The sequence below is a fragment of the Burkholderia sp. YHN3-13 genome, assembly GCF_055810675.1.
In genome coordinates this window covers 313,973-335,756 of record NZ_JBVVNQ010000007.1, presented here as the reverse complement: position 1 = coordinate 335,756, position 21,784 = coordinate 313,973, and the positions used below count along the sequence as shown (strand labels likewise).

The following is a 21,784-nucleotide window of genomic DNA, read 5'->3' as shown; positions in this document are numbered from 1 at the left end:
ATGCTGCTGGCGCTGGCGCAATGGCTGCAAGGAGACGCAAGCTTTTTGCGCTTGTTCACGTACCTCACGTTCCGTGCGGTGATGGCCACCATCACCGCGCTCGGGATCGGGCTCGTGTGCGGACCGTGGGTGATCCGCAAGCTGACGCAAATGAAGGTCGGGCAGGCCGTGCGCAAGGACGGCCCGCAGACCCACCTCGTCAAGTCCGGCACGCCGACGATGGGCGGCGTGCTGATCCTGATCGGCATCGCGGTCGCGACGCTGCTGTGGGGCGACCTGACGAACCGTTTCATCTGGATCGTGATGCTCGTCACGTTCGGCTTCGGCGTGATCGGCTGGGTCGACGATTACCGCAAGGTCGTCCACAAGGACCCGCGCGGGATGTCGTCGCGCGAGAAGTATTTCTGGCAATCGGTGATCGGGCTGTTCGCGGCCGTCTACCTGGCCTTCAGCGTGTCCGAGGCGAACAACGTGCGTGTGTTCGACCTGTTCATGGCATGGGTGAGGAGCGGCCTGTCGATGGGGCTGCCCGCACGTGCCGACCTGATGCTGCCGTTCCTGAAATCGATCAGCTACCCGCTCGGCGTGTGGGGCTTCATCGTGCTGACCTACTTCGTGATCGTCGGCGCGAGCAACGCGGTGAACCTGACCGACGGCCTCGACGGCCTCGTGATCATGCCGGTCGTGCTGGTCGGCGCGTCGCTGGGTGTGTTCGCGTACGTGATGGGCAGTGCGGTCTATTCAAAATACCTGCTGTTCCCGCACATCCCGGGCGCGGGCGAACTGCTGATCTTCTGCTCCGCGATGGGCGGGGCAGGGCTCGCGTTCCTCTGGTACAACACGCACCCCGCGCAGGTGTTCATGGGCGACGTCGGCGCGCTGGCGCTCGGCGGCGCGCTCGGCACGGTCGCGGTGATCGTGCGCCAGGAAATCGTGCTGTTCATCATGGGCGGCATCTTCGTCGCGGAAACGCTGTCGGTGATGCTGCAGGTTTCGTGGTTCAAGTACACGAAGAAGCGTTACGGCGAAGGGCGGCGCCTGCTGAAGATGGCGCCGCTGCATCACCATTTCGAATTGTCCGGCTGGAAGGAAACGCAGGTGGTCGTGCGTTTCTGGATCATCACGCTGATGCTGTGCCTGTTTGGTCTGACCACCCTCAAGCTGCGGTAAAGGAAAGGTAACAAGGATGTCTGGCGAGATGTTTGGAGATCGGCAACGGCCGATGGTGCTCGTACTGGGGCTCGGTGAATCGGGTCTCGCGATCGCGCGATGGTGCGCGAGGCACGGGTGCCGGCTGCGTATTGCCGATACCCGCGAGGCGCCGCCGAACCTTGCCGCGCTGCAGGCCGAAGGCATCGATGCGGAATTCGTCGGCGGGGCATTCACGCCCGCACTGCTCGACGGCGGCGTCGAGATCGTCGGGCTGAGCCCCGGGCTGTCGCCGCTCGAACCGGCACTTGCGGCGCTGGTCGCGGCCGCGCACGAGCGCGGGATCGCGGTGTGGGGCGAGCTGGAATTCTTCGCGCAGGCATTGCGCGCGCTCGGCACGAGCGGCTACCAGCCGAAGGTGCTCGCGATCACCGGCACCAACGGCAAGACCACGACGACGAGCCTCGCGGGCCTGCTGTGCCGGCGCGCGGGCAAGAAGGTCGCCGTCGCGGGCAACATCAGCCCGGCGATGCTCGACCGGCTCGCGAACGCGATCGACGAAACCGCGCTGCCCGACGTGTGGGTGCTCGAACTGTCGAGCTTCCAGCTCGAGACCGCGCGCACGTTTGCACCCGATGCCGCCGCGATCCTCAACATCACGCAGGACCACCTCGACTGGCACGGCAGCTTCGACGCGTATGCGCAGGCAAAGGGCCGGATCTTCGGTGCGACGACGACGCGCGTGCTGAACCGCGACGATGCGGCCGTGATGAAGTTCGCGCCGGCAGCCGGCGCGGCCGACGCGCCGCGCACGGTCACGTTCGGCCTGAACGAGCCGGTGCAGGACGGCGACTACGGGCTGTCGCGCGACAACGGCATTGCATGGCTGGTGGAAGCCGTCGATCGCGACGCACCGGATGAAGTGACGACGACCCGCCGGCGCAGGCGCGACGCCGCGCATACGCCCGACATCGCGCAGAAGCGCCTGATGCCGGCCGACGCGCTGCGCATCCGCGGGCTGCACAACGCGGCGAACGCGCTGGCCGCATTCGCGCTTGCCCGCGCGATCGACCTGCCGGCCGCGCCGCTGCTGCACGCGCTGCGCGAATATCGCGGCGAAGCACATCGCGTCGAAGTGATCGCGACGATCGACGACGTCGACTACGTCGACGACAGCAAGGGCACCAACGTCGGCGCGACGGTCGCCGCGCTCGATGGGCTCGCGCAGAAGATCGTGCTGATCGCGGGCGGCGACGGCAAGGGCCAGGATTTCGCACCGCTGGTCGCACCGGTCGCACGCTGGTGCCGCGCGGTGATGCTGATCGGCCGCGACGCGCCGGCAATCCGCGACACGCTCGCCGAAACGGGCGTGCCGCTCGCCGATCACGCGACGCTCGAAAGCGCGGTGCACGCGGCGGCCGATCTCGCCGAGCCGGGCGACGCGGTGTTGCTGTCGCCCGCATGCGCGAGCCTCGACATGTTCAGGAACTACGCCCATCGCGCGGAGGTGTTCCGCGCGGCGGTCGACGAAATCGCCATCGACAAAGGAGCGACGCCATGAGCTGGTCCGATCGCCTCGTCTCCCGGTTCAACGACCGGCGCGACACCGGCGGCAATGCCGCGGGCGGCCGCGTCGCGTCGGCCACGCGCGCCGCAACGGGCGGCCTCGCGAGCGTCGTCAACGGCGTGCGCCCGAGCCGTTCGCGGATGCTCGACTTCGACTACTCGCTGTTGTGGGTCGCGATCGCGCTGCTCGGCCTCGGCGTCGTGATGGTGTATTCGGCGTCGATCGCGATGCCTGATTCGCCGAAATACGCGTCGTATCACGATTACGCGTTCCTGATGCGCCACTGCATTTCGCTCGGCGTCGCGTTCGTCGCGGCGGTGATCGCGTTCCGCGTGCCCGTCTCGACATGGGACAAGTACGCGCCGCATCTCTTCCTGATCGCGCTCGTCGGCCTCGTGATCGTGCTGATCCCGCACGTCGGCAAGGGCGTGAACGGGGCGCGCCGCTGGATTCCGCTCGGCATCACGAACATGCAGCCGTCGGAAATCATGAAGCTCGCGGTGACGATCTACGCGGCGAACTACACGGTGCGCAAGCAGGAATACATGCAGAGCTTCGCGAAGGGCTTCCTGCCGATGGCGTTCGCGGTCGGCCTGGTCGGTGCGCTGCTGCTGCTCGAGCCGGACATGGGCGCGTTCATGGTGGTCGCCGCGATCGCGATGGGCGTGCTGTTCCTCGGCGGCGTGAACGGCAAGCTGTTCGGCGGCCTCGTCGCAACGGCGGTCGGCACGTTCACGATGCTGGTGTGGCTGTCGCCGTGGCGTCGCGAGCGGATCTTCGCGTATCTCGATCCGTGGGACGAGCGCTACGCACAGGGCAAGGCTTACCAGCTCACGCACTCGCTGATCGCATTCGGCCGCGGCGAATGGCTCGGCGTCGGCCTTGGCGGCAGCGTCGAGAAACTGAACTACCTGCCGGAAGCGCACACCGACTTCATCCTCGCGGTGATCGGCGAGGAACTCGGCTTCGTCGGCGTGCTGGTCGTGATCCTGCTGTTCTACTGGATCGTGCGCCGCGCGTTCGAGATCGGCCGCCAGGCGCTCGCGCTCGACCGCACGTTCGCGGGCCTGATGGCAAAAGGTATCGGCATCTGGTTCGGCGCGCAGACGTTCATCAACATGGGCGTGAACCTCGGGCTGCTGCCGACCAAGGGCCTGACGCTGCCGCTGGTGAGCTACGGCGGCTCGGGCATCCTGCTGAACTGCGTCGCGCTGGCGGTGCTGCTGCGGGTCGACTACGAAAACCGGGTGCTGATGCGCGGAGGGAAGGTATGACCGCGTCGCAACGCACGCTGATGGTGATGGCAGGCGGCACCGGGGGCCACGTGTTCCCGGGGCTCGCGGTCGCGCACCGGATGGAAGCGGCGGGCTGGCGCGTCGTGTGGCTCGGCAATCCGGCCGGGATGGAAGCGACGCTCGTGCCGAAGCACGGCATTCCGATGGAATACGTGCGGTTCGGCGGGCTGCGCGGCAAGGGCCTGAAGACCAAGCTGACGCTGCCGGTCAACCTGTTGCGCGCGTGCTGGCAGAGCCTCGGCGCGCTGCGCCGCGTGCGGCCGGACGTCGTGCTCGGGATGGGCGGCTACATCACGTTCCCGGCGGGTGTGATGACCGCGCTGTCGGGGCGTCCGCTCGTGCTGCATGAACAGAATTCGATCGCGGGCCTGACGAACAAGGTGCTCGCGAAACTCGCGAAGCGCGTGCTCGTCGCGTTCCCCGGCGCACTGCCGCACGCGGAATGGACCGGCAACCCGATTCGCGCGGAACTTGCGCACACGGAACCGCCCAAAGCACGCTATGCGTCGCGCAGCGGTCCGCTGAACGTGCTGGTCGTCGGCGGCAGCCTCGGGGCGGCCGCGCTGAACGAAGTCGTGCCGCGCGCGCTGGCGCTGCTGACGCCGGGCGAACGCCCGCGCGTCGTGCACCAGGCCGGCGTGAAGCACATCGACGCATTGAAGGCGAATTACGAAGCGGCCGGTTTCGCGGCCGGCGAGGACGTGCGGCTCGTGCCGTTCATCGACGACATGGCGGCCGCGTACGCGGCGGCGGATCTGGTGATCTGCCGGTCGGGCGCGATGACGGTGTCGGAGATCGCGGCGGTGGGCGTGGCGGCGCTGTTCGTGCCGTTCCCGTACGCGGTCGACGATCACCAGACGACCAATGCCGCGTTCCTCGCCGATGCGGGCGCGGCGGTGCTGGTGCAACAACGCGACCTGTCGGCGGAACTGCTCGCCGACTGGCTGCGCGGCCAGTCGCGGGCATCGCTCGCGGACATGGCGGAACGTTCGCGCTCGCTGGCGAAGCCCGAGGCTACCGACGAAGTCGCGCGCGTGTGCGCGAAGGCGGCCGGCGCGCACCTGGAAACACTATGAAACACATCGTCAAACACATTCATTTCGTCGGGATCGGCGGCGCGGGCATGAGCGGCATCGCCGAAGTGCTCGTCAACCTCGGCTACGAGGTCAGCGGCTCGGATCTCTCGCGCAACGCGGTGACCGATCGCCTCCTGGCGCTCGGCGCACGGATCGCGATCGGCCACGACGCGGCGAACATCGCGGGCGCGAACGCGGTCGTCGTGTCGACGGCCGTGCGCTCGGACAACCCGGAAGTGCTGGCCGCCCGCAGCCAGGGCGTGCCGATCGTGCAGCGTGCGGTGATGCTCGCGGAGCTGATGCGCCTGAAGCAGGGCATCGCGATCGCCGGCACGCACGGCAAGACCACGACGACGAGCCTCGTCGCGAGCGTGCTCGCGGCGGGCGGGCTCGACCCGACCTTCGTGATCGGCGGGCGGCTGATCAGCGCCGGCGCGAACGCGCGGCTCGGCACGGGCGACTTCATCGTCGCCGAGGCCGACGAGTCGGACGCGTCGTTCCTGAACCTGTATCCGGTGATCGAAGTCATCACGAACATCGACGCCGACCACATGGACACCTACGGCCACGATTTCGCGCGGCTCAAGCAGGCGTTCATCGAATTCACGCAACGCCTGCCGTTCTACGGCAGCGCGGTCGTGTGCGTCGACGATCCGAACGTGCGGCAGATCATCCCGTTCATCTCGAAGCCGGTCGTGCGCTACGGCCTGTCGCCGGACGCACAGGTGCGCGCGGAAGGCATCGACGCGCGCGACGGCCGGATGCACTTCACGGTGATCCGCGAAGGGCGCGCGCCGCTCGCGATCGTGCTGAACCTGCCGGGCCTGCACAACGTGCAGAACGCGCTCGCGGCGATCGCGATCGCGACCGATCTCGGCGTGGCGGACGACGCGATCCAGCAGGCGCTGGCCGAATTCAACGGTGTCGGCCGGCGCTTCCAGCGCTACGGCGAGGTGCCGACCGCCGACGGCGGCCAGTACACGCTGATCGACGACTACGGTCATCACCCGGTCGAGATGGCCGCGACGATCGCGGCCGCGCGCGGCGCGTTCCCGGGCCGCCGCCTCGTGCTGGCGTTCCAGCCGCACCGCTACACGCGCACGCGCGACTGCTTCGACGATTTCGTCAACGTGCTGTCGACGGTCGACGCGCTGGTGCTGACGGAAGTCTACGCGGCCGGCGAGGCCGCGATCCCGACGGCCAACGGCGACGCGCTGTCGCGCGCGCTGCGCGCGGTCGGGAAGGTTGACCCGGTGTTCGTCGCGACGGTCGACGACGTGCCGGATGCATTGGTGAAGGTCGCTCAGAACGGCGACGTGGTGATCACGATGGGCGCGGGCTCGATCGGCGGCGTGCCGGCGAAGCTCGTGCAACACATTCAACAGAAGGCATGACATGAAACGACCCCCACGCTCACTTCGTTCGCTGTCGACCGGAGTTGGCGCTTTAGCGCTTACTCCGGTCCCGTGCAAGGCGCCCCCCGCGAGGGCGGTCAGCCTGCTTGGGGTGGCCCGGCGGAGGCTGGCATGAGCGGAATCGATCCGAAACGTTTCGGCAAGGTGGCGGTGTTGTTCGGCGGGGAATCCGCCGAGCGCGAGGTGTCGCTCACCTCGGGCCGCCTCGTGCTGCAGGGCCTGCGCGACGCGGGCGTCGATGCGCATCCGTTCGACCCGGCCGAGCGGCCGCTGTCGGCGCTGAAGGACGAAGGTTTCGTGCGCGCGTTCAACGCGCTGCACGGCGGCTACGGCGAGAACGGCCAGATCCAGGGCGCGCTCGATTTCTACGGCATTCGCTACACGGGCAGCGGCGTGCTCGGGTCGGCGCTCGGCCTCGACAAGTTCCGCACGAAGCTCGTATGGCAGCAGACGGGCGTGCCGACGCCGCCGTTCGAGACGGTGATGCGCGGCGACGATCTGGCCGCGCGCGCGGCCGACATCGTCGCGAAGCTGGGCCTGCCGCTGTTCGTGAAGCCGGCGAGCGAAGGCTCGAGCGTCGCGGTGCTGAAGGTGAAGACGGCCGACGCGTTGCCGGCCGCGCTGGAAGAGGCCGCCACGCACGACAAGATCGTGATCGTCGAGAAGAGCATCGAGGGCGGCGGCGAATACACCGCGTGCATCGCCGGCGATCTCGACCTGCCGCTGATCAAGATCGTGCCGGCGGGCGAGTTCTACGACTACCACGCGAAGTACGTCGCCGACGACACGCAGTACCTGATCCCGTGCGGCCTGCCGGCCGAACAGGAGGCGGAACTGAAGCGCATCGCGCGCCGCGCGTTCGACGTGCTCGGCTGTACCGACTGGGGCCGCGCGGATTTCATGCTCGACGCGGCCGGCAATGCGTATTTCCTGGAAGTGAACACGGCCCCCGGGATGACCGACCACTCGCTGCCGCCGAAGGCGGCGCGCGCGGTCGGCATCAGCTATTCGGAGCTGGTCGTGAAGGTGCTGTCGCTCACGCTCAACGACTGACGCAGGAACGGAACGACGTATGTGGAACAACGTTCGCCAACTCAACCTTGCCGCCAGCGCGCTGTACGCGCTGCTGCTGCTCGTGTTGGCGGCGGCCGGTTGCTACTGGCTGATCCAGCGCCCGACGTTCGCGCTGCGGGAAATCCGGATCGACGGCGATACCGAGCACATCAACTCGCCGACGGTGCGCGCGGGCGTGGTCGGCCGGCTGAAGGGCAATTTCTTCACGGTCGATCTCGATGCGGCGCGCGCCGCGTTCGAGCAGATGCCGTGGGTGCGCCATGCGAGCGTGCGCCGGGTGTGGCCGAATGCGCTGGCTGTCACGCTGGAGGAGTACAAACCGCTCGGGACCTGGGGCAGCGACCAGCTGGTGAGCGTCGACGGCGAGCTGTTCACCGCGAACCAGGGCGAGCTGGAGCAGGAACTGCCGGCGTTCGACGGCCCGGAAGGCAGTGCGAAGGAAGTCGTCACGCGGTACCGCGACTTCGGGAAATGGTTTGCGCCGCTGAAGGCGGCGCCGGAAGAAGTGACGCTGTCGGCGCGGTACGCGTGGACGGTGAAGCTGTCGAACGGCATGCAGGTCGAGCTGGGCAAGGAACGCAACAGCGACACGTTGCATGACCGGAGCCAGCGCCTGGTCGCGGCCTGGCCGGCCGTCACGGAGCGTTGGGGCAACGACATCGAGTACGCGGACCTGCGCTATCCGAACGGATTCGCGATTCGCGCGGCAGGCATGCGGTTCCTGACCGATACCGACAAGCGCAAGAAGTAACGAGAGATCACACGCAAGAGCACTTTATGAGCAAAGACTACAAGGATCTGCTGGTTTCCCTCGACATCGGCACGTCGAAGGTGGTGGCCATCGTCGCCGAGCTGAAGGGCGAGGGTCACTACGAGGTGATCGGTCTCGGCCAGAGCGAGTCGAAGGGTCTGAAGAAAGGTGTGGTGGTCAACATCGAGGCCACCGTGCAGTCGATCCAGCGCGCGCTCGAGGAGGCGGAGCTGATGGCCGACTGCAAGATCACCAACGTGTTCACGGGGATCGCGGGCAGCCACATCCGCAGCTTCAACTCGAGCGGGATGGTCGCGATCAAGGACAAGGAAGTCACGCAGACGGACGTCGCGCGCGTGATCGAGACCGCGAAGGCGATCAACATCCCGACCGACCAGCAGGTGCTGCACATCCTCACGCAGGAATTCATCATCGACGGCCAGGAAGACGTGCGCGAGCCGATCGGGATGAGCGGTATCCGGCTGGAAGTGAAGGTGCACATCGTGACGGGCGCGGTGAGCGCCGCGCAGAACATCGTCAAGTGCGTGCGCCGCTGCGGGCTGGAAGTGAACGACCTGATCCTGCAGCCGCTTGCGTCGTCGCTGGCGGTGCTGACGGAAGACGAGAAGGATCTCGGCGTGGTGCTGGTCGACATCGGCGGCGGCACGACGGACATCGCGATCTTCGCCGAAGGCGCGATCCGTCACACCGCGGTGATTCCGATCGCCGGCGACCAGATCACGAGCGACATCGCGATGGCGCTGCGCACGCCGACGCCGGATGCGGAAGACATCAAGGTCGGCTACGGAATCGCGAAGCAGGCGCTCGCCGATCCGGACGAAATGGTCGAAGTGCCGGGCCTCGGCGAACGCGGCCCGCGCACGCTGTCGCGCCAGGCGCTCGCGGCCGTGATCGAGCCGCGCGTCGAGGAACTGTTCTCGCTCGTGCAGCAGGTCGTGCGCGAATCGGGTTACGAAGAACTGTTGAGCTCCGGCGTGGTCATTACCGGCGGTGCGTCGATGATGCCCGGCATGGTCGAGCTCGGCGAAGACATTTTCCTGAAACCGGTGCGCATCGGCGCGCCGGAATATGCAGGCGGCCTCTCCGACGTCGTGCGCAATCCGCGCTACTCGACGGCGATGGGGCTGCTGGTCGAAGGCAGTGCTCAGCGCATGCGCGGCCGCAAGGTCGCCGTGCAGTCCGGCAACGCGGGGCAGGTGTTCTCGCGGATGAAGGAATGGTTCCTGAGCAACTTTTGACGAACCGAATCGAAATTCGCGCTGGTGCCGGCGGCTGGCGCGCGACAGGAGGTTGCCCGATCTCCTGCCGAATAACGGCCGATTAGCAGTTTTTCTCTTGACGGAGGCAACATGGAATTCGAAATGCTGGAAACCGAGACCAACGGCACCATCATCAAGGTGGTCGGCGTTGGCGGCGCTGGCGGCAATGCCGTCCAGCACATGATCAACCGCGGCGTGCAGGGCGTCGACTTCATCGTGATGAACACGGACGCCCAGGCGCTGTCGCGTTCGCGCGCATCGTCGGTGATCCAGCTCGGCAACACGGGCCTCGGCGCCGGCGCGAAGCCGGAAATGGGCCGCGCGGCAGCGGAAGAAGCGCGTGAGCGCATCGCCGACGCACTGCGCGGCGCGCACATGGTGTTCATCACCGCCGGCATGGGTGGCGGCACGGGCACGGGCGCGGCACCGGTGGTCGCGCAGATCGCGAAGGAGATGGGCATCCTGACGGTTGGCGTCGTCAGCAAGCCGTTCGAGTTCGAAGGCGGCAAGCGCATGCGCGTCGCGGAAGCAGGTTCGCAGCAACTGGAGGATCACGTCGACTCGCTGATCGTCGTTCTGAACGACAAGCTGTTCGACGTGATGGGCGACGACGCCGAGATGGACAAGTGCTTCCAGTGCGCGGACGACGTGTTGAACAACGCGGTCGCCGGCATCGCTGAAATCATCAACGTAGATGGCCTCGTGAACGTCGACTTCGAAGACGTGAAGACGGTGATGGGCGAGCAGGGCAAGGCGATGATGGGCACGGCGACGGTTGCCGGCGTCGATCGCGCACGCCTCGCGGCGGAACAGGCCGTGGCGAGCCCGCTGCTCGAAGGCGTCGATCTGTCGGGCGCGCGCGGCGTGCTGGTCAACATCACGTCGAGTCGTTCGCTGCGCCTGTCGGAAACCCGCGAAGTGATGAACACGATCAAGAGCTACGCGGCGGAAGATGCGACGGTGATCTTCGGTGCGGTGTACGACGACGCGATGGGCGATGCGCTGCGCGTGACGGTCGTGGCAACGGGTCTGGGCCGTGCGGCGAAGAAGCAGCAGTCGGCACCGATGACGCTGCTGCGCACGGGGACGGACAACCAGCCGGTCAGCGCGGTGTCGCACGGCTATGCACCGGCTCATCACGTCAGCACGGCGGACTACGGCGCGCTGGATACGCCGGCAGTGTGGCGCAATTCGCGCGAAACCGCGGCATCGCATGTGCAGGCGCTGCAGGAGAAGGGTGTCGACACGTACGACATCCCGGCTTTCCTGCGCAAGCAGGCTGACTGACGCAAACACAGGCGAAGCCGCGGCGAAACCGCCGCGGTATCGCCGGCGTGACGGATGCTACGGACCAGGACAGGCCGCGTCGGCTGCGACGCCGGGCCGGGAAACGTGCCCTCTTCGCTCAGGCGGGGCGGGATGGGCCGTGCTGTCCGCAACACGCTGAAAAACCGTATCGCTATGAGGGACCAGCCATGATTCAAGTGGGCGACGCGCTGCCCGACGCGCAGTTGTTCGAGTTCATCGACGACGCGCGCGAAGGGTGCACGCTGGGGCCGAACGCCTACAGCGTGCGCGACCAGGTTGCGGGGAAGCGGGTGGTGATCTTCGGATTGCCGGGCGCGTTCACGCCGACCTGCTCGGCGCAGCATGTACCGGGCTACGTCGAACACGCCGAGCAATTGCGCGCGGCGGGTATCGACGAGATCTGGTGCGTGTCCGTCAACGACGCATTCGTGATGGGCGCATGGGGACGTGATCTGCACACCGCGGGCAAGGTGCGCATGATGGCGGACGGCAGCGCGGCTTTCACTCTTGCGCTGGGGCTGACGCAGGATTTGTCCGCGCGTGGCATGGGGATTCGTTCCCTGCGCTACGCGATGGTGATTGACGGCGGTGTGGTCAAGACGCTGGCCGTCGAGGCGCCGGGCAAATTCGAAGTGAGCGATGCGGCGAGTGTTCTCGCGACGTTGACGTCCTGATCGTGCGGTGCGCCGTTGCCTGCCGGCAACGCTGCTCACCGGCCTCAGGGCAGTTGTAACACGGGCTGATGACCGGAAACGCCTCCGTTCCGGGCATCGGCCCGTCCCGTATCGGCACGGGTAAACTGTCGAAACAGATTGATACGCAGTTTCAAACAGCGTTGAATAGGGAATTACGCTATAATCCCGCCTATCGAATATAACTCCTGATTGATATCTTCAATCAAGACGAAGAACACCATGTTGAAGCAGCGCACCATCAAGTCCATCGTGAAGACCGTCGGTATCGGTGTCCACTCGGGTCGCAAGATCGAGTTGACGCTCCGTCCCGCCGCGCCCGGCACGGGCATCGTCTTTTCACGCGTCGACCTGCCCACGCCCGTCGACATTCCCGCCTCGGCGATGTCGATCGGCGACACGCGGCTCGCGTCGGTGCTCCAGAAGGATGGCGTGCGCGTGTCGACCGTCGAGCATCTGATGTCGGCGTGCGCGGGGCTCGGCATCGACAACCTGTATGTCGACGTGACGGCCGAGGAAATCCCGATCATGGATGGCAGCGCGGCAACGTTCGTGTTCCTGATCCAGTCCGCCGGCATCGAGGAGCAGAACGCGCCGAAACGCTTCATCAAGGTGAAGAAGCCGGTCGAAATCCGCGATGGCGACAAGTTCGCGCGTCTCGACCCGTATTTCGGCTTCAAGCTGAAGTTCTCGATCGATTTTCGTCACCCGGCCGTCGACAAGACGGGCCAGGAGCTCGAAGTCGATTTCGCCACCACGTCGTACGTGCGCGAGATCGCGCGTGCGCGCACGTTCGGCTTCGCGCACGAAGCCGAGATGCTGCGCGAGATCGGCCTGGCGCGCGGCGGCAGCATGGAGAACGCGATCGTGCTCGACGAGTACCGCATCCTGAACAACGACGGGCTGCGCTACGACGACGAATTCGTGAAGCACAAGATGCTCGACGCGATCGGCGACCTGTACGTGATCGGTCACCCGCTGCTGGCGTCGTACACCGCGTACAAGTCGGGTCATGGCCTGAACAACGCGTTGCTGCGCGAGCTGCTCGCGCACGAAGACGCGTACGAGATCGTGACGTTCGACGATCCGCAGGCCGCGCCGAAGGGCTTCGCGTTCGACGCGCAGACGGCCTTTGCGTAACCGGCGCGTTGCGCAAGCGATAAAAAAGCGGCCTTCGGGCCGCTTTTTTGTTGGCCGGCCGCTGCCGGCCAAAGGCGCCGTCAGCGTGACTTGGCGCCGTGCCGGGCCGCCATGCGGGCAAGCGCGGCCTGCAGCGGCGATGGTTCGAGATGATCGGCGAGATCGCGCAGGGCGGCGGCGCCGACCGAGGTCATCCGCGCCTGCTTCACGTGCGGCGGCTCCGGCGCGTCCTTCGGCCGCACGCGCACGCGCAGCGTCGTCACGGGCCAGCCGCGCTTCTGCAGATCGCCGAGCAGCCGCGGCTCGACCTGCCGCAACCGGGCAGCCAGCGCATTGTGCGCGGCAAAGAGGGTCAGGGTGCCGTCCTTGATGAAGCCCGGTTCGATGTGATTCGCGAGGTAGTCGGGCAGGAGCGCGGCGAGATCGCGCTGCAGCGACGCGATCTGCTCGACGCCGGCGCGCAGCGCCGCGAACGCGTCGGTGCGGCCGAGCACTTCCGACACGGGTTGCGGGCGATAGACGGCGAGCGGGCCGAAACGCTTGGAAAATCGGTTCATCGAGGCATTCTTCGGGCGCGCACGCGCGCGGACGTTGCCGCCGATTGTACCCGCGCCGGCCCATGCCCGGGCGGCTTTCGCCCCGCCGGCCCGGCCGTCGGCGTGCGGCGCCCGTCCCGCCGAGAGACAGGCGTGCGCTTCCCCGCGTGCTAAAATTCGACGTTTGAGTCCACTAATTCGCTAAGCCGCCGAGGCTCGGGCGCCGGGGCGCGCAACACGCGCCGGGCGCCGGTGCTGCGACGCAGGATCCGATCCGATGACAACCGGTTTTCTCCAGAAAATTTTTGGCAGCCGCAACCAGCGGCTCGTCAAGCAATACCAAAAGACCGTCGCGACGATCAATGCGCTCGAAACGCAGATCGAGAAGCTGACGGACGACCAGTTGCGCGGCAAGACGGACGAATTCCGCCAGCGTGTCGCGGCCGGCGAGTCGCTCGACAAGCTGCTGCCCGAGGCGTTCGCGGTCTGTCGCGAGGCCAGCCGTCGCGTGCTGAAGATGCGGCACTTCGACGTGCAGATGATCGGCGGCATGGTGCTCCACTACGGCAAGATCGCGGAAATGCGCACCGGCGAGGGCAAGACGCTCGTCGCGACGCTGCCCGTGTACCTGAATGCGCTCGCCGGCCGCGGCGTGCACGTCGTGACCGTCAACGACTACCTCGCGCAGCGCGACGCCGAATGGATGGCGCGCCTCTACAACTTCCTCGGTCTGTCGGTCGGCATCAACCTGTCCGGCATGGAGCACGACCAGAAGCAGCAGGCGTACGCCGCGGACATCACGTACGGCACGAACAACGAGTTCGGCTTCGACTACCTGCGCGACAACATGGTCTACGAGACCGATGCGCGCGTGCAGCGGGCGCTGAACTTTGCGGTTGTCGACGAAGTGGACTCGATCCTGATCGACGAGGCGCGCACGCCGCTGATCATTTCGGGCCAGGCCGAGGATCACACCGAGCTGTACGTGCGGATGAATGCGCTGCCGCCGCTGCTCGAGCGCCAGATTGGCGAAGAGAAGGCCGACGGCACGGGCGTCGAGAAGCCGGGCGACTACACGCTCGACGAGAAGGCGCGCCAGGTGTTCCTGACGGAGTCGGGCCACGAGAAGGCCGAGCGCCTGCTCGCCGAATGGGGCCTGATCGGCGAGGGCGAGAGCCTGTACGCGCCGCAGAACATCACGCTGATGCACCACGTGTACGCGGCGCTGCGCGCGCACACGCTGTTCCACAAGGATCAGCACTACGTCGTGCAGAACGGCGAAGTGGTCATCGTCGACGAATTCACGGGCCGCCTGATGGCCGGCCGCCGCTGGTCCGACGGCCTGCATCAGGCGGTCGAGGCCAAGGAGCACGTAAAGATCCAGAGCGAGAACCAGACGCTCGCGTCGATTACGTTCCAGAACTACTTCCGGATGTACGCGAAGCTGGCCGGCATGACCGGTACCGCGGACACCGAAGCGTACGAATTCAACGAGATCTACGGTCTCGAAACGGTCGTGATCCCGACCAACCGTCCGCCGAAGCGGATCGACAAACAGGACCAGATCTACAAGACGGCCAAGGAGCGCTACGACGCGGTGATCCGCGACATCCGCGACTGCTACGAGCGCGGCCAGCCGGTGCTGGTCGGCACGACGTCGATCGAGAACTCCGAGTTGCTGTCGCATCTGCTGAAGCAGGCCGGGTTGCCGCACGAAGTGCTGAACGCGAAGCAGCACGAGCGTGAAGCCGCGATCGTCGCGGAAGCCGGCCGGCCGAACCGCGTGACGATCGCGACCAACATGGCCGGCCGCGGTACCGACATCGTGCTCGGCGGCAATGCCGAGAAGCAGGCCGCGTTCATCGAGGCCGACGACGCGATCCCGGCCGACGAAAAGGCGCGCCGCATCCAGCAGCTGCACGACGAGTGGGAAACGCTGCACGAGCAGGTGAAGGCGGCGGGCGGCCTGCACATCATCGGCACCGAGCGCCACGAATCCCGCCGGATCGACAACCAGCTGCGCGGCCGTGCGGGCCGCCAGGGCGATCCGGGCTCGTCGCGCTTCTACCTGTCGCTCGACGATCCGCTGCTGCGCATCTTCGCGGGCGACCGCGTGCGCTCGATCATGGATCGCCTGAAGATGCCGGAAGGCGAGGCGATCGAGGCCGGCATCGTCACGCGCTCGATCGAATCCGCGCAGCGCAAGGTCGAAGCGCGCAACTTCGACATCCGCAAGCAGCTGCTCGAATACGACGACGTGTCGAACGACCAGCGCAAGGTGATCTACCAGCAGCGCAACGAGCTGCTCGAAGCGCACGACATCACCGAGACGATCACCGCGATGCGTCATGGCGTGATCACCGAAGTCGTCCGCCAGTTCGTGCCGGAAGGCAGCATCGAAGAGCAGTGGGACGTGCCCGAGCTCGAGGAAGCGCTGCGCAACGACTGGCAGCTCGACCTCGCGATTCAGGAAATGGTGAACGAGTCGTCGTCGATCACGGCCGAGGAAATTCTCGATGCCGTGATGACGGCCGCCGACGAGCAGTACGAGAGCAAGGTCGCGATGGTCGGCCGCGAATCGTTCAGCGCGTTCGAGCGCTCGGTGATGCTGCAGACGGTCGACCGCCTGTGGCGCGAACACCTCGCGGCGCTCGACCACCTGCGCCAGGGCATCCACCTGCGCGGCTATGCGCAGAAGAACCCGAAGCAGGAATACAAGCGCGAGGCGTTCGAACTGTTCGCCGCGATGCTCGAGGCGATCAAGCAGGAAGTCACGCGTGTCGTGATGAACGTGCAGATCCAGTCGCCGGAGCAGCTCGAGGAAGCCGCCGAGCAGATCGAGGAACGCGCCGGTCATCTCGAGAACGTCGAGTATCAGCACGCCGACTACGCGGACGCCGGTGCGCCGGTGGCGAACGTCACGGCTGCCGCGGCCGCCACGGCGACGGCCGACATGGTCGGCAGCGCGATGACGCACAGCGGCCCCGGCGGCGAGATGCCGAAGGTCGGCCGCAACGACCCGTGCCCGTGCGGCAGCGGCAAGAAGTACAAGCAGTGTCACGGGAAGCTTTCATGATCGGCGGCGGCGCGCGTCACGCGTGCCGCTTCGATCCAGCTTCGCGTGACTGATGTGAGTTGCGGCGGCCCGCGCGTGCGGCCGCCGGTTCTTCCAATCGATGCCGGCGTATGCCGGCATTTTCCATCCGGCAGGTGTGCCCCATGGCTGTCAATTTTCCGTCGATCGATCCCGCCCAACTGCATCCCGTCGCCGGCGTCACGCTCGGCTGGGCGGAAGCGAATATCCGCAAGCCGAATCGCAAGGACGTGCTGGTCATCTCCGTCGACGAAGGCGCAACGGTCGCGGGCGTGTTCACCGAAAACCGCTTCTGCGCCGCGCCGGTCATCGTCTGCCGCGAGCATCTGGCGAAGGTGCGCGCGGGCGGTGCAGGCATTCGCGCGCTCGTCGTGAATACGGGCAATGCCAACGCCGGTACCGGCGAGCCGGGCCTCGCGAACGCGCGCGAAACCTGCACGGAACTCGCGCGCCTCGCGGGCATCGAGCCGGCGCAGGTGCTGCCGTTCTCGACCGGCGTGATCCTCGAGCCGCTGCCGATCGACCGCCTGAAGGCCGGGCTGCCGGCCGCGCTCGCGAACCGCAAGGCCGCGAACTGGTTCGATGCCGCGCAGGCGATCATGACGACCGACACGCTGCCGAAGGCCACGTCGCGCCAGGTGACGATCGACGGCCACACGGTCACGCTGACGGGCATCAGCAAGGGCGCGGGCATGATCAAGCCGAACATGGCGACGATGCTCGGCTTCCTCGCATTCGACGCGAACGTCGCGCAGCCGGTGCTCGACACGCTCGTGAAGGAAGTCGCCGACCGCTCGTTCAACTGCATCACGATCGACGGCGACACGTCGACGAACGACTCGTTCATCCTGATCGCATCGGGCAAGGGCACGCTGCCGGCCATCACGTCGACCGATTCGCCGGCTTATGCGGCGCTGCGCGACGCGGTCACGCAGGTCGCGCAGGTGCTGTCTCAACTGATCGTGCGCGACGGCGAAGGCGCGACGAAATTCATGACGGTGCAGGTCGAAGGCGGCAAGAGCGTCGCCGAATGCCGCCAGATCGCCTATGCGATCGGCCATTCGCCGCTCGTGAAGACGGCTTTCTACGCATCTGACCCCAACCTCGGCCGGATTCTCGCGGCGATCGGCTATGCTGGCGTCGCGGATCTCGACGTCGGCAAGATCGACCTCTATCTCGACGACGTGCTCGTCGCGAAGTCGGGCGGCCGCAACCCGGCCTACCAGGAAGAGGACGGCCAGCGCGTGATGAAGCAGAGCGAAATCACGATTCGCGTGCTGCTCGGCCGCGGCGACGCGCAGGCCACCGTCTGGACGTGCGACCTGTCGCACGATTACGTGAGCATCAACGCGGATTACCGCTCCTGATCGGGGGCGTTCGAACGCCATGGACAAGCTTGAACAGTTTCTGACCCGCGCCGAAGCGCTGCTTGGCCGCCTCGAGGGGATGCTGCCGCCCGCGCCGGCGGCCGTCGACTGGAACGCCGCCCACGCATTCCGCTGGCGCAAGCGCCAGGGGCGCGGCTACTTGCAGCCGGTGCCGGCCGTGTCGTCGATCACGCTCGCCGACCTGCACAACATCGATCGCCAGAAAGGGTTGATCGAGCAGAACACGCGGCAGTTCGTGCAGAAGAAGCCGGCCAACAACGTGCTGCTGACCGGCGCGCGCGGTACCGGCAAGTCGTCGCTGATCAAGGCATGCCTGAACGCGTACGCGAACGACGGGCTGCGCCTGATCGAAGTCGACAAGGACGACCTGCACGATCTCGGCGACATCGTCGACCTGATCTCGCAGCGTCCGGAGCGGTTCATCGTGTTCTGCGACGACCTGTCGTTCGAGGAGGGCGAATCGGGCTACAAGGCGCTGAAGGTCGCGCTCGACGGCTCGATCGCCGCGCAGTCGGACAACGTGCTGATCTACGCGACGTCGAACCGCCGCCATCTGCTGCCCGAGTACATGAGCGACAACGAGTCGTACAAGCATCTCCCGGATGGCGAGATTCACCCCGGCGAAGTCGTCGAGGAGAAGATCTCGCTGTCGGAGCGCTTCGGCCTGTGGGTCAGCTTCTATCCGTTCAAGCAGGACGATTATCTCGACATCGTCGGGCACTGGCTGGGCCACTTCGGCTGCCCGGACGCGGAGATCGAGTCCGCGCGCGGCGACGCGCTCGTGTGGGCGCTCGAGCGCGGTTCGCGGTCGGGGCGCGTCGCGTGGCAGTTCGCGCGTGACTGGTCGGGCCGCAAGGAGCAGGCATGAGCGCGGATCTCGCACAAGGCGCCGTGCGCGCACCGGACGGCCGCAAGGTGACGGAAGTCGCGGTCGGCGTGATGGTTCAGCCGGACGGCAGCTACCTGCTCGCGCAACGCCTGCAGGGCAAGCCGTATGAAGGGTACTGGGAGTTTCCGGGCGGCAAGCTGGAGGCCGGCGAAAGCGTCGAGGACGCGCTCGCGCGCGAACTCCACGAGGAGCTCGGCATCGAGGTCACGGCCAGCCATCGCTGGCACACGCTCGAGCACGATTATCCGCATGCGTACGTGCGGCTCTATTTCTGCAAGGTGACGGGCTGGACGGGCGAGCCGCACAGCAAGGAAGGGCAGGCGTTCGTCTGGCAGAAACTGCCGGTCGCCGTTGCGCCGCTGCTGCCGGCGGCGCTGCCGGTGCTCGAATTGCTCGAGAAGGAAGCGGCGTCGAACTGACGCCGTGGCGGCCTGCCGGAAAGGCGGGCCATATCGCCGACGGGCGGTGCCGCTCGGCTGTCTCAGCTATTGCGACGGTCGTCCGTGCCGTCTTCTTCCGACGAGGGGCCCTCGTCGGAAGACCCGCCGATCCGGTACTTTTCCGCGGCCCAGGCCCCGAGGTCGAGTTGCTTGCAGCGGGCCGAACAGAACGGGCGGAACTGATTTTCAGGCGTCCAGCGCACTGCGGCGCCGCACGACGGGCATTTCACAACGGTAGTCATACGAAAGCGATCCGGCACACGGCCGTTACAGATTGCACAGTGTCAGATGGAACGGCACGTCGATATCCACCGCGCGCGGCCGCACATCGCCGTCCTGCATGGTGAACCGTACCCACAGCATGTATTTGTTGGCGCTCGCTTCGGGAATGACGCGCAGCTCCGGCGGCACGCGGACCTGCATCAGCTGGTAGGTGCGGCCCGACAGCATCTGTTGGTAGCTGCCCTGCATCGCCATGACCTTCGACGCCTGACCCGATTCGCGCGCGAGCCGCAGCACGATCGACGCGGCGTCGCGCAGCGGCAGCATCGGCAGAATCCATTTCGCGATGTCCCGGCGCCGTTGCTCGGCGGGCCATTGCTGCCACGCGTAGTACGACGGCAGGTCGAACTTGCACGTGCCGCCGGGAATCACCGCACGGCTGCGGATGCTGGCGAGCCATTCGTTGTCCACGAGGTGCTGGCCGGTCTTGCCCTGCATCTGCGCGAGATTGGCCAGCGTCTGCTCGATTTCGCCGAGCACGGCTTCGAGCGCGTTCTGCTCGATGCCCGGATTGCCGCGAAAGGGGGCGAGCGTCTGGCGTTGACGTTCGAGCTCCTTCATCAGATCCGATTTCAGGTCCGCGCGGCCCGTTACCTCGGCGATTTCGAACAGCGTCGTCAGCGCGACGTGGTGTTCACGCGGGTCCTCCTGAGCCAAAAAGAACGCGAAGCGCTCGAACAGATCTTCGAGGCGCAACAGCGTGCGAATTCGCTCGTTGAACGGATACTCGTAAAGAATCAAGCGCGCTCGCCTCTTGGGTAGGGATGGAAACAATGCAGGACATTCTAATGCTCACTCTCTACCCTAGCAACGCGCCAATTTCGTACACCATCACGATCGCGCGCGATGCTCAGTGCGCGGCGGCCGCGAACGCGACATAACGTTGGTGCAGTGCATCGACCTGCGCGGCGAGTGCATCGGGCGTCACCGCGTCGTTGACGATCACGTCGTCGGCCGCCGCGAGGCGGGCTTCGCGTGACGCCTGTCGCGCGATGATCGCTTCGACCTGCTCGCGTGTGAAGCCGTTGCGCCGCATCACGCGCGCAATCTGCGTTTCGACCGGGCAATCGACGACGAGCACGCGATCGCTGCGCGCCTTCCAGTTGCCCGACTCGACGAGCAGCGGCACGACGAACATCACGTACGGGCCCTGCGCGTCGCGTGCTTCGCGATCGGTTTCCGCGCGGATCAGCGGATGCGTGATCGCTTCGAGGCGCCGGCGCGCATCGTCGTCGCTGAAGATCAGCGTGCGCATCTTCGCGCGATCGAGCGAGCCGTCGGCGGCAACGTAGTCGTGGCCGAACGCCTGTTCGATCGCGGGCATCGCGAGGCCGCCGGGGGCGGTGATGCGGTGGGCGATCAGATCGGTATCGACGAGCGACGCGCCGCGGGCGCCGAACAGGTCGGCGACGGTCGTCTTGCCGCTGCCGATGCCGCCCGTGAGTCCTACTGCGTACATGTCAGCCTCCGAGCGCGAAATAGAACGGCGTGCCGAAAAACAGCGTCGCGGCGCCGCCGGCCGCGAGGAACGGGCCGAACGGAATCGGCTCCTCGAAGCGCATGCGGCCGCGCCAGGTCGCGACGAGCCCGACGATCGCGCCCGTCACGGCGGCGAACAGCACGACCTGCGGCAGCGCGGCCCAGCCCATCCACGCGCCGAGCGCGGCAAGCAGCTTCAGGTCGCCGAAGCCGATGCCCTCGATGCCGCGCAGCCATTTGAACAGCCAGTAGATGGACCACAGGAACAGATAGCCGGCCATCGCGCCGATCACGGCCGAGCGCAGCGACGTGAACGTGCCGCCGAGATTCAGCACGAGCCCGGCCCAGAGCAGCGGCAGCGTCATCGAGTCGGGCAGGTAGCCGGTGCGGATGTCGATCGCGCTCATCGCGAGCAGCGCGGCGCACAGTGCGAATGCGGCGAGCGCGGCGACGGTCGGACCGAACGCGGCGAGCGAGCCGGCAGCGAGCAGCGCGCACGCGAGCTCGACGAGGGGATAACCGATGCCGATCGCGTGGCCGCAGCGGCGGCAGCGCCCTCGCAGCATCAGATAGCTGACGAGCGGGATGTTCTCCCATGCGCGCAGCACGTGGCCGCAATGCGGGCAGGCGCTGCGCGGGCGCCACAGGTCGTAGCGCGGCGGATAACCGTCGTCGGGCGCGGCGCCGGCGTTGCCGGTCGCTTCGTCGATCTCGGCCTGCCACGCGCGCTGCATCATCACGGGCAGCCGGTGCACGACCACGTTCAGGAAGCTGCCGACGCACAGGCCGATGACGACCGCGAACGCGTACTGCAGCGCGGGCGGCAGCATCGCCAGCACGAGCAGCGTGCTCTCGGGCGATTCGGAAACGGCGGACAGGGGCGCGGGCGTCATGAGGCTCAAGGTTCGGACTTAAAAGGCGACAGAATC

Annotated in this window: 20 protein-coding genes; 15 read left to right on the top strand and 5 right to left on the bottom strand. The window is 66.8% G+C overall.

Annotated features, from left to right (window positions below; translation table 11 throughout):
• The 11 genes from mraY to lpxC all read left to right on the top strand — a co-directional run bounded on the left by mraY (position 1) and on the right by lpxC (position 12,747).
• Positions 1-1,170 (top strand): phospho-N-acetylmuramoyl-pentapeptide-transferase, encoded by a 1,170-nt coding sequence (gene mraY, locus AC0KUR_RS19015; RefSeq protein ID WP_006477019.1) that lies wholly within the window; start codon positions 1-3, stop codon positions 1,168-1,170.
• 28 nt (positions 1,171-1,198) lie between these two features.
• The gene (gene murD, locus AC0KUR_RS19010; RefSeq protein ID WP_473376292.1) at positions 1,199-2,710 is read left to right on the top strand and encodes a UDP-N-acetylmuramoyl-L-alanine--D-glutamate ligase; all 1,512 of its coding nucleotides are present in this window, start codon (positions 1,199-1,201) and stop codon (positions 2,708-2,710) included.
• Positions 2,707-3,990 (top strand): putative lipid II flippase FtsW, encoded by a 1,284-nt coding sequence (gene ftsW / locus AC0KUR_RS19005; RefSeq protein ID WP_034186352.1) that lies wholly within the window; start codon positions 2,707-2,709, stop codon positions 3,988-3,990. The genes murD and ftsW overlap by 4 nt, the downstream gene beginning before the upstream one ends.
• A complete protein-coding gene (gene murG / locus AC0KUR_RS19000) occupies positions 3,987-5,087 on the top strand; it encodes an undecaprenyldiphospho-muramoylpentapeptide beta-N-acetylglucosaminyltransferase (RefSeq protein WP_049032744.1) in 1,101 nt (366 codons plus the stop codon). The genes ftsW and murG overlap by 4 nt, the downstream gene beginning before the upstream one ends.
• A complete protein-coding gene (murC, locus tag AC0KUR_RS18995) occupies positions 5,084-6,481 on the top strand; it encodes a UDP-N-acetylmuramate--L-alanine ligase (RefSeq protein ID WP_473376291.1) in 1,398 nt (465 codons plus the stop codon). Before murG ends, murC begins: the two co-directional genes overlap by 4 nt.
• Before the next feature lie 132 nt (positions 6,482-6,613).
• Positions 6,614-7,555, top strand: a complete 942-nt coding sequence (locus AC0KUR_RS18990) for a D-alanine--D-alanine ligase (RefSeq protein WP_034186355.1) — start codon at positions 6,614-6,616, stop codon at positions 7,553-7,555.
• Between the two features lie 19 nt (positions 7,556-7,574).
• Positions 7,575-8,327, top strand: a complete 753-nt coding sequence (locus AC0KUR_RS18985; protein ID WP_034186356.1) for a cell division protein FtsQ/DivIB — start codon at positions 7,575-7,577, stop codon at positions 8,325-8,327.
• Positions 8,328-8,353: 26 nt separating this feature from the next.
• Positions 8,354-9,586, top strand: a complete 1,233-nt coding sequence (gene ftsA, locus AC0KUR_RS18980) for a cell division protein FtsA (protein ID WP_006487138.1) — start codon at positions 8,354-8,356, stop codon at positions 9,584-9,586.
• 111 nt (positions 9,587-9,697) lie between these two features.
• Positions 9,698-10,894, top strand: a complete 1,197-nt coding sequence (gene ftsZ, locus AC0KUR_RS18975) for a cell division protein FtsZ (RefSeq protein ID WP_021159911.1) — start codon at positions 9,698-9,700, stop codon at positions 10,892-10,894.
• Between the two features lie 188 nt (positions 10,895-11,082).
• Positions 11,083-11,589 (top strand): peroxiredoxin, encoded by a 507-nt coding sequence (locus tag AC0KUR_RS18970; RefSeq protein ID WP_034186357.1) that lies wholly within the window; start codon positions 11,083-11,085, stop codon positions 11,587-11,589.
• 240 nt (positions 11,590-11,829) lie between these two features.
• A complete protein-coding gene (gene lpxC / locus AC0KUR_RS18965) occupies positions 11,830-12,747 on the top strand; it encodes a UDP-3-O-acyl-N-acetylglucosamine deacetylase (RefSeq protein WP_473376290.1) in 918 nt (305 codons plus the stop codon).
• A gap of 80 nt (positions 12,748-12,827) precedes the next feature.
• Here lpxC and AC0KUR_RS18960 read toward each other — a convergent pair whose 3' ends face one another.
• A complete protein-coding gene (locus AC0KUR_RS18960) occupies positions 12,828-13,304 on the bottom strand; it encodes a DciA family protein (protein ID WP_226251547.1) in 477 nt (158 codons plus the stop codon).
• A gap of 256 nt (positions 13,305-13,560) precedes the next feature.
• Between AC0KUR_RS18960 and secA the strand changes: the two genes are divergently transcribed.
• The 4 genes from secA to AC0KUR_RS18940 all read left to right on the top strand — a co-directional run bounded on the left by secA (position 13,561) and on the right by AC0KUR_RS18940 (position 19,073).
• Entirely contained in the window at positions 13,561-16,359 is a 2,799-nt protein-coding gene (gene secA, locus AC0KUR_RS18955; protein WP_034186359.1) for a preprotein translocase subunit SecA, read from the top strand.
• A 143-nt stretch (positions 16,360-16,502) separates the two neighbouring features.
• Positions 16,503-17,744, top strand: a complete 1,242-nt coding sequence (gene argJ / locus AC0KUR_RS18950; RefSeq protein WP_124609721.1) for a bifunctional glutamate N-acetyltransferase/amino-acid acetyltransferase ArgJ — start codon at positions 16,503-16,505, stop codon at positions 17,742-17,744.
• A gap of 19 nt (positions 17,745-17,763) precedes the next feature.
• Positions 17,764-18,633 (top strand): ATP-binding protein, encoded by an 870-nt coding sequence (locus AC0KUR_RS18945; protein ID WP_473376289.1) that lies wholly within the window; start codon positions 17,764-17,766, stop codon positions 18,631-18,633.
• The gene (locus AC0KUR_RS18940; protein WP_034186362.1) at positions 18,630-19,073 is read left to right on the top strand and encodes an NUDIX domain-containing protein; all 444 of its coding nucleotides are present in this window, start codon (positions 18,630-18,632) and stop codon (positions 19,071-19,073) included. The genes AC0KUR_RS18945 and AC0KUR_RS18940 overlap by 4 nt, the downstream gene beginning before the upstream one ends.
• A 62-nt stretch (positions 19,074-19,135) precedes the next feature.
• Here AC0KUR_RS18940 and AC0KUR_RS18935 read toward each other — a convergent pair whose 3' ends face one another.
• From AC0KUR_RS18935 to AC0KUR_RS18920, 4 genes are all read right to left on the bottom strand, one after another.
• Positions 19,136-19,336, bottom strand: coding sequence for a DNA gyrase inhibitor YacG (locus AC0KUR_RS18935; protein ID WP_473376288.1), 201 nt, complete (start codon positions 19,334-19,336; stop codon positions 19,136-19,138).
• Positions 19,337-19,361: 25 nt separating this feature from the next.
• A complete protein-coding gene (gene zapD / locus AC0KUR_RS18930) occupies positions 19,362-20,117 on the bottom strand; it encodes a cell division protein ZapD (protein WP_473376287.1) in 756 nt (251 codons plus the stop codon).
• Positions 20,118-20,226: 109 nt separating this feature from the next.
• Positions 20,227-20,835: a dephospho-CoA kinase gene (gene coaE / locus AC0KUR_RS18925; protein ID WP_059558070.1), complete on the bottom strand. Its 609-nt coding sequence runs from the start codon at positions 20,833-20,835 to the stop codon at positions 20,227-20,229.
• Position 20,836: 1 nt separating this feature from the next.
• Positions 20,837-21,748 (bottom strand): prepilin peptidase, encoded by a 912-nt coding sequence (locus AC0KUR_RS18920; RefSeq protein ID WP_049034947.1) that lies wholly within the window; start codon positions 21,746-21,748, stop codon positions 20,837-20,839.
• Positions 21,749-21,784: the final 36 nt, after the last annotated feature.

Bases quoted from the DNA above. Each gene is read 5' to 3' on its own strand.
- AC0KUR_RS18920 (WP_049034947.1), bottom strand. From the start codon at position 21,748: ATGACGCCCGCGCCCCTGTCCGCCGTTTCCGAATCGCCCGAGAGCACG.
- argJ (WP_124609721.1), top strand. From the start codon at position 16,503: ATGGCTGTCAATTTTCCGTCGATCGATCCCGCCCAACTGCATCCCGTC.
- murD (WP_473376292.1), top strand. From the start codon at position 1,199: ATGTTTGGAGATCGGCAACGGCCGATGGTGCTCGTACTGGGGCTCGGT.
- coaE (WP_059558070.1), bottom strand. From the start codon at position 20,835: ATGTACGCAGTAGGACTCACGGGCGGCATCGGCAGCGGCAAGACGACC.
- secA (WP_034186359.1), top strand. From the start codon at position 13,561: ATGACAACCGGTTTTCTCCAGAAAATTTTTGGCAGCCGCAACCAGCGG.
- AC0KUR_RS18985 (WP_034186356.1), top strand. From the start codon at position 7,575: ATGTGGAACAACGTTCGCCAACTCAACCTTGCCGCCAGCGCGCTGTAC.
- mraY (WP_006477019.1), top strand. From the start codon at position 1: ATGCTGCTGGCGCTGGCGCAATGGCTGCAAGGAGACGCAAGCTTTTTG.
- ftsW (WP_034186352.1), top strand. From the start codon at position 2,707: ATGAGCTGGTCCGATCGCCTCGTCTCCCGGTTCAACGACCGGCGCGAC.
- AC0KUR_RS18990 (WP_034186355.1), top strand. From the start codon at position 6,614: ATGAGCGGAATCGATCCGAAACGTTTCGGCAAGGTGGCGGTGTTGTTC.
- AC0KUR_RS18940 (WP_034186362.1), top strand. From the start codon at position 18,630: ATGAGCGCGGATCTCGCACAAGGCGCCGTGCGCGCACCGGACGGCCGC.
- AC0KUR_RS18945 (WP_473376289.1), top strand. From the start codon at position 17,764: ATGGACAAGCTTGAACAGTTTCTGACCCGCGCCGAAGCGCTGCTTGGC.
- murC (WP_473376291.1), top strand. From the start codon at position 5,084: ATGAAACACATCGTCAAACACATTCATTTCGTCGGGATCGGCGGCGCG.
- murG (WP_049032744.1), top strand. From the start codon at position 3,987: ATGACCGCGTCGCAACGCACGCTGATGGTGATGGCAGGCGGCACCGGG.
- AC0KUR_RS18960 (WP_226251547.1), bottom strand. From the start codon at position 13,304: ATGAACCGATTTTCCAAGCGTTTCGGCCCGCTCGCCGTCTATCGCCCG.
- AC0KUR_RS18935 (WP_473376288.1), bottom strand. From the start codon at position 19,336: ATGACTACCGTTGTGAAATGCCCGTCGTGCGGCGCCGCAGTGCGCTGG.
- lpxC (WP_473376290.1), top strand. From the start codon at position 11,830: ATGTTGAAGCAGCGCACCATCAAGTCCATCGTGAAGACCGTCGGTATC.
- ftsA (WP_006487138.1), top strand. From the start codon at position 8,354: ATGAGCAAAGACTACAAGGATCTGCTGGTTTCCCTCGACATCGGCACG.
- ftsZ (WP_021159911.1), top strand. From the start codon at position 9,698: ATGGAATTCGAAATGCTGGAAACCGAGACCAACGGCACCATCATCAAG.
- AC0KUR_RS18970 (WP_034186357.1), top strand. From the start codon at position 11,083: ATGATTCAAGTGGGCGACGCGCTGCCCGACGCGCAGTTGTTCGAGTTC.